The following is a 13,872-nucleotide window of genomic DNA, read 5'->3' on the forward strand; positions in this document are numbered from 1 at the left end:
GGTAGAAATGCCGTTTTCTCTTTTTGAATGTTCCATTTCATTGATTATCACTCCTTAGTATGTGATTGGATAGGGCTCGTCTTCATGATTCATTCCGGCAGTCCTAGTTATGAGCGAAGGGCTTGATTTCCCACAGTATGGCTGATCACTTCTTTGAAGGGCGTGTCATATGACATTTTGACACTGTTGTACATAACAACGAGTGCAGTAGGATACAGAAGAGAGTTCTGGGAACTAGAATATATCTCATCAAACCAAATCACAAAGTATTTAAGGAGAGGATTTTATGAAAAAGAAAATGGGTATCGCAATTGCTGCTTCGATGATCACACTGGCTGGTTTTACAGGAAATATTCATGCAGCTTCGAAAGTAGGTGCTTCTCTTATAGCTCCCTACAACTCAAATCAAAAAGCCGAGCAGATAAAATGGTTAGAAAAGCATGCCATGCCATTAAAATCAACGAATCCAACAGCATCTCTTCAGGATTTAAAACCGCTTAAGGATATGATCGGATCAGCTACAATTGTTGGTTTAGGCGAAGCGACGCATGGAGCTCACGAAGTTTTTACCATGAAGCATCGCATTGTTAATTATTTGACAGCTGAAATGGGCTTTAAGGCTTTAGTATTAGAAGAGGGATGGGACAGAGCATTGGGACTCGATCGCTATGTTCTTACGGGCAAAGGGGACCCAAGCCAATATCTAAGTCCTGTATTTAACACAAAAGAAATCATAGATCTGCTTCAATGGATACGCCATTATAATGCTGATCCAAAGCATAAATCCAAAATACGGATCATCGGGATGGATATACAAACCGTGAACGAGAGTGTTTATAACAATATCCTAGCGTATGTAAAGAAATACGATCCGAAACTTGTCACTCGTTTCGAACAAAAGATGAAAGGCCTTATTCCTGTAACCAAGGATTTAGATACGTTTGGCGGTCTTAAGAAAGAAACGAAAGCACGGTATGTTTCAGATGCGAAACAAATCAGCGCTTTATTAGAGCAAAATAAAAATAAACTGAATGGAAAATCCCCAGAGTTCGCATGGATCAAACAAAATGCCCGTATTATCGAGCAATTTACGACAATGACAGCCGCATATCCTGATAACCTGGAAGACTTTTATTTGAAACACGATATTGCCATGTATGAGAATGCGAAATGGACAGAAGAACATATAGGAAAAACAATCGTGTGGGGCCATAATGGGCACGTGTCGAAAACAAATATGCTCCCTTTCGTATACCCTAAAATGGCTGGGCAGCACTTAGCAGAACATTATGGAAAACGGTATGTAACCATTGGAACATCTGTTTTCGAGGGACGTTACAATGTTTATAACACAAGCCAACAATTCGGGCCCTATGGAATCTTAAAATTAGATGACCCGAATAGTTTCAACTATACCTTTGGACAAGTAAAATACGACCAGTACTTTGTTGATTTACGTAAGGCAAGCGGAGTGGCTAAAACTTGGCTAAACGAGCAACATCCCATTTTTGCCGGAGTAACAACGGTAGGTCCAGATATCCCAACGACTGTTGATGTATCATTAGGTAAAACATTTGACATCCTCGTTCACATTCAGAAAGTGAAGCCATCTCAACTGAATCAATAAAATCTTAATTATGTATGCTTAAAAGTCGCTTAGATGCGGCTTTTTTGTTTTAACGATCCATGTTTGTCAAAAACCGATAGACTCGAAGGTTTCTTTGCAGGATCTGGAATTCCGAGTTCTTTCTGTACCTTATTTTTTCAAAACATATTAGTGAAAATATCAGAGCGCTTATGAGCGTCAGGGATCCATCTGGTCTAAATGCCATATATAAATTATGCGGATTGTAGAGGAACATCCGGAGTATATGGCTCCATGATATGAACTGCTGCTTTGGCATAGTGCTTAATTACTTTTTTTCCTGTAGTATTGCAAGAGAATAGTTGCGGATTGTACCTGTATCACTGGCACACAGGGGGCATCCTGAGTTTGAACAATTCTACTGTGCAGTTGGTTATGACTGTAGCTCACAATCCGTTCATTTTATGTCATATGACATTTTGACACTGGCAGATTTGACATCAAGAGCAGTAGGATACGTTTACTACTTGCAAAGGATGTGAGCTCTTTGATGGCAAGAACCGTCGCCTGTTATGTTCAAAACGGCTATTTCCTGCTGTTTACTTTCGTCACCGGCTTGTTTTACTTCTGCTTTTATCTGGTTGCCATTATTCTAGGTTTGAGTCTTTCGTTTACTGTCGTGGGCGTTCCTCTCCTGGCTAACGTTTTGCGAACGACAACTGTCTTCCTGCAATTCGAACGAGTACAAACCAAGATCTATATGGATATCACCACCGAGCCTTGTGTTAAAGCCGTCAACCCGAAAGTGTCCAACTGGCTCCAAGCGAAAAAGGAGCTGCTGAACCGACGCAACTGGAAGGCGATTGGCTGGCTGATGTTGAAGTTTCCGGTAGGGATTTTAAGTCTGGTCAGTGCGGCCTTACTCTATGTGGCGCCGCCTGTATTGATTGCGGTCCCGTTTCTCTATCCGTTTATCAGCCTTTCCATTATGGGTGCGACGGTAGACACGTTTGCCAAAGCTATGATGGTATCGGCCACAGGGGTCGTATTGTTGATGGTGAGCTACTGGCTTGCGGACCGCTTGGCGCGCTGGATAGGCGGCTACACGCGTCTAATGATCAAGCATGTGAACCGGTAGATGAATGCCCCGCTTCGCCTCGTAGGTCGTCGGAGGATAGTTTACTCTATAGCAATTTACTTTATAATAGTTACGTAATGTCACACTGATAGTCTTTAGGGGATGATGGTTTTGTTCGATATAGTCAAGCAATGGTACTGGTACGACTGGTTCATGTTTATAATCCGCCTGATATCCAGCATTTCTCTCGTGTTTACGACAATAAGTCTGCAACAATATTTCACGCTGCCGATTATGGTCCTTGTCCTATGGCAGCTGATTGCTTTTTCCGTTCCATGGCTTTGCTTGCAGCTCAATTATAAATACTACTTGTTTACCGAAATTGTGATCTCGGGCGGGTTGTGTTTGTATCTGGCTTCATTTTTTCCCCAAGCCTACTTAGCATTCCTGCTGTATGCATTTTTCATTGCTGCCCATAGCGCGCATAGGGCCTATCTCTGGTCAGGACCTGTATCCATATTGCTCCTGCCCGCCATAATCAAGCAGCTTGCAGAGCAGAGTGAATACTGGCTCATGGCCGTTCACATAGGGATGGCATATATCTTCGGATTCTCCTTCCATTTACTCGCGCTCAATCATCGTCAAGGCGAAACGATTCGCGAGCAAAATGCGGTGTTGGAGCAGTACCTGTCCCAAATCGAGCGTATCACGCTTGCCGAAGAACGGAGCCGACTGTCCAAAGAGCTTCATGATACCGTCGGTCATTCCTACACTTCGCTCATTATGGGATTGGAAACGTTGCGTCCTCAGATGGCAACGAATACAGGAACCGAAAGTCTCGATTCTCTATTGAACCTGGCCCGCCAAAATATGGAGGAGGTCAGAGGTTACGTGCATCAAATCGAATCGCCGCATGAGACTCTCCCGCTGCTTCAGTCTTTGAGGAAGCTGGCGGAGGAGTTTCAGGAACATGCCAAGGTATTGGTTACTTTCCATGCCTACGGGGAGGAATACCCTGTAATGAAGCAAGCGAAGACAGCACTCTACCGCTGCCTGCAAGAGTCGTTGACGAATGCCGTGCGCCATGGACACTCGACAGAGATTAAGGTTTCCGTGCATTTCGAGCCCCAGCAGACGAGATTGGAAATTCATGATAACGGCCGCGGGATGGAGCATGGAAGGGAGGGCTTTGGCCTCAGCGCCATGAAGGAGCGGGCAATGATTTTGCAAGGCCATGTTGCCGTCTATACGGAGCGGGGAGAAGGCACTCTCGTTACCTGCACGCTACCCAGACAAACGGAGCTTAAGGATGATGTCATCCGCCTGTTGGTCGTCGATGACCATCCCGTTATCCGTGAAAGCTTGCGGACTTTGCTGGAGGAGCAGCAGGATTTTCAGGTTGTCGGGACGGCGGAGGATGGCGAGCAAGCGATCGAGCTGTGCAGGCAAGTTAGGCCACAACTGGTGCTTATGGATGTTGAAATGCCGAATGTGGATGGAATCTCCGCATCCCGTACGATAAAAGAATCGTGGCCCAACATCCGGATTCTGATTCTCACCACGTTCGAGGATACCAAACAGGCTATGGAGGCAATGCGAAGCGGGGTGGATGGATACCTATTGAAGTCCATGCAGCCGTTAGAGCTGGCTGAAACGATTCGCACCGTCCACCGCGGGGGCATGCTGATCGATCAGGGCATGTCACACAAATTATTTGCCCAACTGGAAGCGGACAATAGCGTCGATGACCATTCGTCAATCAAAGTCTCCTCGGCCTATGATTTAACACCGCGGGAACTTGAAATTTTACAATTCGTGTCCAAAGGGCTGCGATATAAAAGCATTGCTTCCAAATTGTATTTATCCGATGGTACGGTTCGAAACTATGCGTCATCGGCTTGTTTGAAGCTGGGAGTCCGCAACCGTGAGGAAGCGGTGCTGAAAGCCAGGGAGGCTGGGCTTCTGGAATAACCCCAAGTTATGTATCCATTTTTCCTAAGCTAACGGGCAGAATTACGTACTAACCGTGTTTCTCCGCCGATATGAGAAAAAACATCGAGAAACCAATTGTTTTCCATGGTACAATGAACGCCATGAAAGTGCACATCCATGGATTATAAACAAAGAATTCAATCCGTGCTTAATTATATTGAAACGGATGTACAGAAAGACATTCCGTGTGAGTCGCTTGTAGCGTTAGCCGGCTTTTCTAAGTCACATTTTTTGCGTGTGTTTGAGGCGGAGACTGGCTTCACCGTCATGTCATATGTACGCGGTCGCCAATTAGATCTTGCCGCCTAACGATTAAGGAATAGCAGTAATAAAATAGCAGAGATCGCATAGATGTCGAGGGACAAGAACCTATTCCCATTGAAGTCGCTAATTTAGCGGCTTTTTCATGTTATCGGTACAAGTTCTTGTCCCGACCCAAGAACAAGAACATTGTCCGATTGCCGATTAGTCATATATCTAAGTGAAAACGATTAATTAAAACCTCAATAAGCAGCATAATGTAGGACAGTTTTGCATTTCAATTAGATGAAGATCTGATTAGAAGTGTTGTGTCTCTTTGGAGAGACTGAAACGCTAAATGCTGTTTAATGGTCAAAGAGACCCGTTTCATTAATCGGAAGCACTTCAATTTAAACTGTGACCTCATTTGAATTAGATCAAACAAACTCGTCAAAGCACTTTGAAAACTCAACTAAGTTAGTCTTCTATTTTATATTGAGATAGATCTTCCATAACTAGCATTTTGGCTTGATCTTGCATCAAGAAATTGAGTCATGGAGTCCACCTCTAAGAGAATCGAGAATTAAGGAATGTAATTAATAGTAAACAAACGAACAAAAAGTGATACACTAAATTCACGGGTTCTGATGTTTTTACTGAAAAACAGTGTAGGATGATGATATGAGAAAGATATTATCTTTTATGGATTGGGGTATTTTTGCTCTTCGTTTATACCATTACATTTTGCTTTCATCACGGCTGATTACAGAAAGTGACCTGTCAAACCGAACATGGTTAAATGTCATTTGGCTAATGGCAGCACTTATCGTTCCAATGATATTCTGGTTTCCTCAACGGCGGACGAACAAGGTCTGGTTTTGTATCGCGGAGCTAATGCTGGGTGGTTCTTATTATGTGAACTCGGTTATTCATCCGGAACTGACTTCCAAAGCAGACTACCTGCTGCCGAGTCTAATAATGGGGTACTTATTGACCAAGAAGACATTCTGGGTCATTCCCGTAATTCTGTTCATTCCTTTTATCTTCCAGTCTTATTTAAAGGTACCTTGGGAACAAGCCATTAGTAGCGGGACAGATAATGTATTATTCTGCTTCATCGGCATGTGGGCCAGCTTCGTGGCCAAAGCGTATCACCAGAAAAATGAACTTGTGGTCGAAGTAGAGCAGCAAAATAAGCTGTTAACCCACTACGCTGCTGAAATTGAGAAAATGACTCTGCTTGAAGAACGCAATCGTATGTCCAAGGAACTTCATGATACCCTGGGGCATTCCTTTATCTCAATCATTATGAGTCTTGATGCTTCCATCGCCCTTATGGACCGTAAGCCTGCAGAGGTCAAGGAACGGTTAATTCGCTTAAGAGCACTGGCTGAACAAAATCTGGACGAAATGAGAAGTATTGTTCATGAGATTGGAGAAGAAGAGGAAGAGTCTGATCTTGTACGGCAGGTTGAGGCCTATGTGGCCAATTTTCGGGAACATACAGGAATTCTCTTGACGTTAAATGTACTAGGAACAGAGAAGCACACGCATTTTGAAGTACGACAGGCAATTCTGCGAGTCATCCAGGAGTCCATTACGAACGCACTAAAACATGGAAAAGCGTCTCAACTATATTTGGAGCTTCAATTTTCTGAATTCGTTCTGTACCTGGTTGTTCGAAATAATGGGAAACCGATTGACAAATTGGAATATGGCTTCGGGTTAACTTCAATGAAACATCGCGTTGAGCGGTTGGGGGGCAACCTGTTCGTATCATCAGAGATGAGAGATGAAACGATCACCGAAGTCAGATGCGAGATACCCCTAAAAGGAGTGGGGCTACATGGGGAAAATTAAAGTATTACTTGCGGATGATCAGGAATTAATTTTGGAGAGCCTATATATCGTATTGTCCATGGAAGATGATATAGAAATCGTTGGATTAGCTAAAAATGGGGAAGAAGCAGTCCAAAGCTGTCATCAGTTTCAGCCCGATATGGTATTGATGGATATCAATATGCCAGTCATGAATGGCGTTGACGCAACAGCTCTGATCAAAGAGCGAATGCCTATCATCAAAGTGATGATGCTGACCTCCTATCAGGAAGTGGAGTATGTCATGGCGGCTTTAAGCCATGGAGCAGAAGGTTATCTTCTTAAGGCCATCCATCCCAGGGATCTGGCTGCAGGTATACGGGTGGTTCATGCGGGCGGGACGTTAATCTCGCAGGAGATGGCGAGTAAAATGATCAAAAGTATGAATACGGGATCCGCTATTAAAAATAATGAATACGGGCTTAGCAGCCGTGAAATTGAAATATTGCAAAAGCTGGCTTCTGGCATGCGCAATCGAGATATTGCAGAGGCTTTGTTTCTTAGCGAAGGAACGGTTAAGAATTACATTTCAACGATTTACTCAAAACTTAATGTTAAGGGAAGACAAGAGGCAGCCCGTAAAGCCAGAGACTCGGGAATCATGAAATACTAAGACAACCTCCCTAAGAAGCCGGCAACGTATATAGTTGCCGGCTTCTTAGGGGTATAGTCACATGACTTTAATATGACAAAAGAGCACTGTCACTTTATGACTTTTTCACCCTATACTCATAACTATGATCAAGCCATAGAGGAGATGATTTAAGACATGAAGAAAAGATCTGCACAAAAAGAACATTCGCAGATGGATGAGAAATTAAGCAAATGGAGATTATTTTGGCGCTTTCCAATAGTCTGGATGGTTGCGGGGGCTATCAGCATAATTCTTGTTGATGCACTCATCCGGCCGCTAGGGGAGCAAGTACCGGGCTTGCTTTCTCTTCTTTTGACACTAACGATGAGCTTTCTGGCCATCATAGTCTATATGCTCACCATGAAATATTTGGCCCGTCGATCCATTCCTGAGTTATCAAAAAAGGGCGCAGGGTTTGAAGCTGTTATGGGAGCACTAACCGGGGTTATCTTTATTGCCTTATCCACGATTATTATTGTTTCATTGGGAGGTTACTCCTTTCAATGGGCGAATAACGCAGATACGGTTACTAATCTAATCGCTTCTATTGAAGCCGCTTTAGGCGCAGCCATTGTCGAAGAACTTATCTTTCGTGGACTAATGTTTCAAGCCATGAATACATTGCTGGGAAATTGGGCCGCACTCGCTGTGACTTCTCTATTCTTTGGAATCGCCCATCTTGGGAATGCAGGAGCAACATTATGGAGTGCGTTCGCCATAACCTTAGAAGCAGGTGTTCTGCTTGGAGCCGCATTTATGTGGCGACGGAATCTGTGGTTTGCCATGGGACTGCACTTTTCTTGGAATGCACTTGAAGGTTTGCTTGGTATTCCTGTTTCTGGACACACTACAGCCGGTCTGTTAATTGTGAAAATGCAAGGTCCTTATCTTCTCACTGGAGGTGATTTTGGGCTTGAGGGGTCTGTAGTTCCGGTTATCATCAGCCTGCTGATTGCCATTCCCATGCTGTATGCCGCTAATCGAAATCGCAATCATATGCTTCAAAAGGTATAAGGCTAGGTAGTAGAGAGAATGTTCCTGAACACTATGATACCCTTGTTGTTTCAGACCGGATTCCAACCCGCCGTATATAAAAAATACTCTGCAATTGCGAGAGGATGTCTTTCTTGGTAGGATGGTCCAGGTTCAGGAACAAAGTGCCACCCAATAAGTTGCCAGCTGCCGGCTGCGACTTTAGGTGATAATGAAGATGTATTAAACTAACGGAAAACGTTAGCCCAGTAAAACCCATGAGGCAGTCGACCATAGTGATCGGCTGCTTCGTATTGATTTATTGGTCTGCAGGAGTGGAAAGAGGAAGTAAACGTTAATGTTGTTAAGGTACAAGAACGTTTTCCCATTGAAGTCGCTAGCCTCTTTTGAACTAAAAATGGCCGGTTTCCTGGATGCTAAGGATACCGGCCTCTTATTACTTTTTACCAATCTCGATATTTACGCGTACATCCTCTTAGTTGAATGGATAATTACTTTGAAGGTGTTTCAGTTTTGTGCTCAATAACTTGTAATACTTTTAGTTCAACAGCTTTTAACATTTGTTCATTTGAACGATTGCTTTTTGGAACATCGCCATTTTTTTCACCTTGAATCTGTCCGTCAGCCTGCGTTTTTGCAATGACGTCAATCACTTGTTGTTTTGATACATTTCTAGATGCTGCAATCTCCACAACAGATTTACCCTTTTCTAATTCTTGTTTTAATTCTGCTGGGCTGATTTTAAGTAAAGCAAACAGTTTTTCATCATTTAGATAGGCATCGGCAAAATAATCTGGTTTACCATTTGTAGAGAAGAAACCTTCTACCTTGTTTGAAGGTGTAGTCTCAACTCCGATCAGAGAAACACTGATGGAATTGCCCTGAACAAATGCCTGGTAGAACGGTGTTGTTGATCCCTTAGTGCTGTAATTCAATATAAACGTTTTTTGATTCGAGTTCTCCATTTGCTCCATAGAAAACTCGTACTTTTCGATGTTACCATACAATTTATCAATGAGAAAATCTACCTTCGACATGATTTCCTGATCGGTTAAAGCAGTGAGCGGCTTCTCCTTAGGCTCCCAATTCTCTTGAATCACGTGTTCAATCGCACCGGTAATACCGTTTATATGAAGTGTAATCTTTTTGCCGGTCCCTCCCTTCTCTTGTAGAATGATGCTTGTTTGAACACCTTGAACGTTGCTTGCATCGATGATCTCAAACGCTTTTGTTTCGGGAAATGCGCTATACAGCTTCTCAAGTGCTGCTTTGCCAATCTCATCCGCTTTGACTTGCTCAGCAGTCAATGGTGTTCTGGTAAACATATCAATCAAGGTAGGTGCCGCAAATGCTGCACTTGGAATCAAAATAGCAACAGCAACAATTCCACCAATCAATCGTTTTTTCATGGGTCTTCCGCTCCTTTTTTGTTGCAAATATTGAGAATAGGATTGTTCTATTCGATTGGAAATGGCCGGTGGGCACTCCACCGTTTCGGCTTCTTTGTGCAGATGTTCACGGATTTTGCGTTCAATAGTCATTGATCTTTTCCATCCTTTCTGGGGGGAGATTCCATATGTTTTTTCGAAGCGCCTGCAGGCCAGCATGATATCTCGACTTGACTGTACCCAATGGAATATCGAGCAAAGTCGCGGTTTCCTCGAGCGTATAGTCATGAAAAAAGCGGAGGATAATCACCGTTCGCTGTTTGTCGGTCAGTTTCTTAATGGCCTGCGATATCATGTCGTTCGTCCCATCCATCAACACCGCGGGTTGATCCCAATGAGGTTCTTCCCGAGAGAAGGAACGGATCCGTTCAAAAATTCGGAATCTCCGCCAGCTCTTGACCCGAAGTCTCTGCACTTGACGGATCACCAAGCCGTGCAACCAGAAGTGGAAAGGTCTACTCGTATCGTAGTTGGCAAGTGAGGTCCACATTTGCATATAAATCTCATTCATGACATCTTCCCGATCCTGCTGATGATCCACCAGAAAGGTGACGGTCCGATAGACGTCCTGATAAGTGGCATCATATATCGTATGAAACGCCTGTTGATCACCATCTTTCATCCTTTTGAGTAATTGATACATATCACTTTCCATTCAGAGGGCCCTCCTGAGTAAGCAGCTTACACCCTATATTGTCTCTCTATCGGAAAAAGGTTCGGTTTTCTTTTTGTTTTTTTGTAAACTCATCGGTAATTAGTGTGAGGTTTATGGCTTGAATAAACAAGCCGCAAGGTATGGAAGAGAAGAAAATAAGCCTCTAACCCATGAGAGAAGCTTATTTTCATTATTATTCATGTCTTCGGATTCAAGCGAACATGAATGATGCGTAATAATCAGTCTCGAACGAAAGGGCCAGTATGAACTTATCATAAAGCACTTCGAGCTAGGAGAGGATGGCCGACACACGCCAGATAACTTGAAGGATTTGTTGAAGCTTTTCCTTAGACTTCGCGAAATCATTGTGGTTGTCGTTATGCATAGGAGCTGGGATTTAAAAGGAGGATACTCATTGAGCTAACGGGAAACTGTAGCTTAATAAAGTCAAGAAAGCATCCGATCCAAGTGATCGGATGCTTTGGTTTAACAAACGGGCAGGTTAGTTTAGTCATAAACGTACTTTCCAAAAAAAGTGTGTGGTAAACTATTCGAAACAAGATACTTTTGGAGGTGAAAAACTGTGAGAGACTCTGTAGTTACACAAGCAGAACGAATTGTAAGCGATGTACTTCTTGAAAAAGTAAAAACATCATACCAGGTCATAGGGAAAGGCTTCGTAAATCAGGTTTTCGTAGTCGAAACAGAGAGTCGTAAAGTCGTTGTTCGCATGAACGACTCAGGTACATATCCAAGCTATGTGAAAGAAAAATGGTGTATTGAACAAGCTGCGGCAATTGGCATTCCCGGACCTGAGGTGTTGTCTATTGGCATAATTGATAGAACTGCATATATGATTCAAGCTTTCGTTGATGGAGACAACGGGGTAGATAGTACGGTTTTTAAGTCCGATATTTGGAGCCAGCTTGGCCAATATGCCAAACTTATTCATTCGATCCCAGTGAAGGGATATGGGGAAAATCTGATAGATCCAGTCCATGGTGAGTTTCATTCACCCTCGCATGCAGGGTCGGACGGAAGTTGGCTAGGATATGTGCAATATAATATCAATAGTTTGACGGAGTATGATCCATTGATTGAGCTTGGAGTAATCAATCCAATGAAATCGCAGAGAGTGCGAAAACTGTTTGAGAATTTGAAAAAAGAAACGTTCCGCTTCGGTTTAATTCATGGAGATATTTCATTGAAGAATACGATCGTCAATCAGACGGGACAAGTAATATTATTGGATTGGGGCAATGCAGAAGTAAGAACGGTGCCGCATGGAGAAATTATTTGGCTGATGCGGTGCCATATCCTAGACGGAAATCCGAATATAGAAGAATTCAAAGCATTTCTAGACGGGTACGGAATAAGTGAAGAAAACCTGACTGATATGAGACATTTGCTGCTATTAAGCGCGTTTGATAACCTCAGATGGGCCATTGATCGAAATCCGGACCTGATCGAATCCTATGCTGCGTTCGCTAAAAAAGTTGTTGATATGATTATGGACTAGCGGAGATTGAGCAATGTTTTTGTATCTCAGTTAAACAAGATGAAGAAAATGATTGAACTAACGGGGAACAATAGCTCAAGTTCAAACGACGGCAGACGGTCTCAGAACGATCGGTTGCCGTCGTGAAATAATATGGGTACAATTAAAGCGCGAAATAATTAGTAAGGGATGATCGAAATGGTTAATACATCAACTACCGAACTAAAGATGACACGTTATTTTCATGTTAATGCAGATAAATTGTTTGATGCATGGTTGAACTCAGAAATGATTAAAAAATGGCTTTTTACTATGGAAGCAACAAATAAAGTGACAAAGAACGAACCTCACGTCGGTGGGACATGGGAAATTGTTGATCATCGCGGTGGTAAAGATTACAGAGCGATTGGTGAGTACCTAGAAATTGATCCACCAACTAAATTAGTTTTCACATTTAGGATGCCTCAGTTTAATGACTTAGAGGATAGAATTACTGTAGAGATTAAACCCCATGAAAAGGGTTGCGAGATGACCTTTACACAGGTGATTATCGTTCCTCATGAAGAAGGTTGGACTTCAGAAGATATCAAAAAAGCTCTTACAGAATACCATGATGGTTCTGAACAAGGATGGGATTTAATGTTTGAGGGGTTAAAACAATTAGTTGAAACAGGTAAATTAAATGATCCATCTTAAACTGTTAGCATGAGAGGGTTATAGCTTAATGATGACCCTACGGCAGTTGGCTACAAAAATCGACTGCCTTCGTTGCGCTAGCTGGCAGGATTGTTTAAGAAGGCTACCGCATTGGACAATAACATGTTCCTATTGCCGATTAGACGTGTATCTAATCGGCATCTTGCCCTTTAATTCATTAAACTAACGGACAGGATAGTTTAATGATTGGGTTTATAAGGCTGTACTAGATAGTACAATGTATAGTGTACTGTTGAGCTATGAGACCATAACAAAACCACCTTTTCGCAGGTGGTTTTGTTATGATCAAATCATAGTATCAAAATTTAGCATAGCCTAGATTTTAAATATTGCACCCACATCCCGTGCAGCTCAGCTTCCGAAAAACAGGTAATTATCTGGATAAACTTATTGAGCGAGTAAAAAATGAAATAATTATTGCTTCTCACTTGTGTATGCGATATATTGCATATAAGAATAATTATAATGAGGATGAAAAACAATGCCAATTCCTAAAGATTTTTCCTTACCCGTCCGTATGTCCGCAAAAGAAAGAGCGTTTTCACAGATTCAACGATGGATTATTGATGGAACACTGCAACCAGGTGAAAAACTTATTGATGCGGAAATGGCTGAATCGCTTGGAGTCAGCCGGACACCGATTCGGGAGGCATTTCAGTTACTCGAAGTTCAAGGCCTCGTGTCTATGCATCCAGGAAAAGAAACAAGAGTAACAAATATTGAGAAAAACGATATTTTTAAGATGTATTCAACCATGGCTGCTCTTCAGGCCTTGGCTGCTGAAATCACCGCTAAAATTATTGTTCCAGAACAGATCGAGAAACTAAGATCTATAAATTTGGAATTTGCAAGTTCCATTAGAAATGGACAAGTCTATCAGGCTATGGAGGTGGATGAGCAATTTCATAATTATATCGTGGAGCTCTCAGATAATCCTTATGTGGCCACATTTAATGCCTCTCTCCAGATTCACATCAGGCGATTTAAATATGTGTTTTTAAAACAACCTATTACGGCTACACTAGCTTCAGTCGAAGAGCATGATTTGATTATTAAAGCTTTTGAAGGCAAAAATAGTGATGATGCTCACGTACTAATGAAACAAAATTTTATTCGACCGATGCAGGAACTGAACGAAATACTTTGAAATGAGG

11 protein-coding genes are annotated in these 13,872 nt (G+C 42.5%); 9 read left to right on the forward strand and 2 right to left on the reverse strand.

The window, feature by feature from the left end:
- Positions 1–286: 286 nt before the first annotated feature.
- The 6 genes from RSX24_RS09760 to RSX24_RS09785 all read left to right on the forward strand — a co-directional run bounded on the left by RSX24_RS09760 (position 287) and on the right by RSX24_RS09785 (position 8,421).
- Positions 287–1,627, forward strand: coding sequence for an erythromycin esterase family protein (locus RSX24_RS09760; RefSeq protein WP_343260431.1), 1,341 nt, complete (start codon positions 287–289; stop codon positions 1,625–1,627).
- A gap of 508 nt (positions 1,628–2,135) precedes the next feature.
- The gene (locus RSX24_RS09765; RefSeq protein ID WP_343260432.1) at positions 2,136–2,723 is read left to right on the forward strand and encodes a sensor domain-containing protein; all 588 of its coding nucleotides are present in this window, start codon (positions 2,136–2,138) and stop codon (positions 2,721–2,723) included.
- Positions 2,724–2,828: 105 nt separating this feature from the next.
- The gene (locus RSX24_RS09770; RefSeq protein WP_343260433.1) at positions 2,829–4,634 is read left to right on the forward strand and encodes a response regulator; all 1,806 of its coding nucleotides are present in this window, start codon (positions 2,829–2,831) and stop codon (positions 4,632–4,634) included.
- 942 nt (positions 4,635–5,576) lie between these two features.
- Complete coding sequence (locus tag RSX24_RS09775; RefSeq protein ID WP_343260434.1) at positions 5,577–6,755, forward strand: sensor histidine kinase; 1,179 nt, start codon at positions 5,577–5,579, stop codon at positions 6,753–6,755.
- Positions 6,742–7,386 (forward strand): response regulator transcription factor, encoded by a 645-nt coding sequence (locus tag RSX24_RS09780; protein ID WP_343260435.1) that lies wholly within the window; start codon positions 6,742–6,744, stop codon positions 7,384–7,386. The genes RSX24_RS09775 and RSX24_RS09780 overlap by 14 nt, the downstream gene beginning before the upstream one ends.
- A gap of 156 nt (positions 7,387–7,542) precedes the next feature.
- Complete coding sequence (locus RSX24_RS09785; protein ID WP_343260436.1) at positions 7,543–8,421, forward strand: CPBP family intramembrane glutamic endopeptidase; 879 nt, start codon at positions 7,543–7,545, stop codon at positions 8,419–8,421.
- 470 nt (positions 8,422–8,891) lie between these two features.
- Here RSX24_RS09785 and RSX24_RS09790 read toward each other — a convergent pair whose 3' ends face one another.
- Both RSX24_RS09790 and RSX24_RS09795 read right to left on the reverse strand, forming a co-directional pair.
- Positions 8,892–9,941, reverse strand: coding sequence for a hypothetical protein (locus tag RSX24_RS09790; RefSeq protein ID WP_343260437.1), 1,050 nt, complete (start codon positions 9,939–9,941; stop codon positions 8,892–8,894).
- Positions 9,931–10,503 carry a sigma-70 family RNA polymerase sigma factor gene (locus RSX24_RS09795; protein ID WP_236412818.1) on the reverse strand — a complete coding sequence of 191 codons (573 nt, stop codon included), beginning with the start codon at positions 10,501–10,503 and terminating at the stop codon, positions 9,931–9,933. The genes RSX24_RS09790 and RSX24_RS09795 overlap by 11 nt, the downstream gene beginning before the upstream one ends.
- Positions 10,504–11,086: 583 nt before the next feature.
- On the opposite strand from RSX24_RS09795, the gene RSX24_RS09800 reads away from it, so the two are divergent.
- From RSX24_RS09800 to RSX24_RS09810, 3 genes are all read left to right on the forward strand, one after another.
- A complete protein-coding gene (locus tag RSX24_RS09800) occupies positions 11,087–12,022 on the forward strand; it encodes a phosphotransferase family protein (RefSeq protein ID WP_343260438.1) in 936 nt (311 codons plus the stop codon).
- Between the two features lie 177 nt (positions 12,023–12,199).
- Positions 12,200–12,697, forward strand: coding sequence for an SRPBCC family protein (locus RSX24_RS09805; protein ID WP_343260439.1), 498 nt, complete (start codon positions 12,200–12,202; stop codon positions 12,695–12,697).
- A 502-nt stretch (positions 12,698–13,199) separates the two neighbouring features.
- Positions 13,200–13,865 carry a GntR family transcriptional regulator gene (locus RSX24_RS09810; RefSeq protein WP_343260440.1) on the forward strand — a complete coding sequence of 222 codons (666 nt, stop codon included), beginning with the start codon at positions 13,200–13,202 and terminating at the stop codon, positions 13,863–13,865.
- Positions 13,866–13,872 lie beyond the last annotated feature (7 nt).

The sequence above is a fragment of the Paenibacillus hubeiensis genome, assembly GCF_032334105.1.
Lineage (GTDB): Bacteria > Bacillota > Bacilli > Paenibacillales > Paenibacillaceae > Paenibacillus > Paenibacillus hubeiensis.

What these genes read in the sequence shown, in the direction of transcription:
- RSX24_RS09780 (WP_343260435.1), top strand. Translation starts at nt 6,742, where the DNA reads ATGGGGAAAATTAAAGTATTACTTGCGGATGATCAGGAATTAATTTTG.
- RSX24_RS09805 (WP_343260439.1), top strand. Translation starts at nt 12,200, where the DNA reads ATGGTTAATACATCAACTACCGAACTAAAGATGACACGTTATTTTCAT.
- RSX24_RS09760 (WP_343260431.1), top strand. Translation starts at nt 287, where the DNA reads ATGAAAAAGAAAATGGGTATCGCAATTGCTGCTTCGATGATCACACTG.
- RSX24_RS09775 (WP_343260434.1), top strand. Translation starts at nt 5,577, where the DNA reads ATGAGAAAGATATTATCTTTTATGGATTGGGGTATTTTTGCTCTTCGT.
- RSX24_RS09765 (WP_343260432.1), top strand. Translation starts at nt 2,136, where the DNA reads ATGGCAAGAACCGTCGCCTGTTATGTTCAAAACGGCTATTTCCTGCTG.
- RSX24_RS09810 (WP_343260440.1), top strand. Translation starts at nt 13,200, where the DNA reads ATGCCAATTCCTAAAGATTTTTCCTTACCCGTCCGTATGTCCGCAAAA.
- RSX24_RS09790 (WP_343260437.1), bottom strand. Translation starts at nt 9,941, where the DNA reads ATGACTATTGAACGCAAAATCCGTGAACATCTGCACAAAGAAGCCGAA.
- RSX24_RS09770 (WP_343260433.1), top strand. Translation starts at nt 2,829, where the DNA reads ATGGTTTTGTTCGATATAGTCAAGCAATGGTACTGGTACGACTGGTTC.
- RSX24_RS09795 (WP_236412818.1), bottom strand. Translation starts at nt 10,503, where the DNA reads ATGGAAAGTGATATGTATCAATTACTCAAAAGGATGAAAGATGGTGAT.
- RSX24_RS09785 (WP_343260436.1), top strand. Translation starts at nt 7,543, where the DNA reads ATGAAGAAAAGATCTGCACAAAAAGAACATTCGCAGATGGATGAGAAA.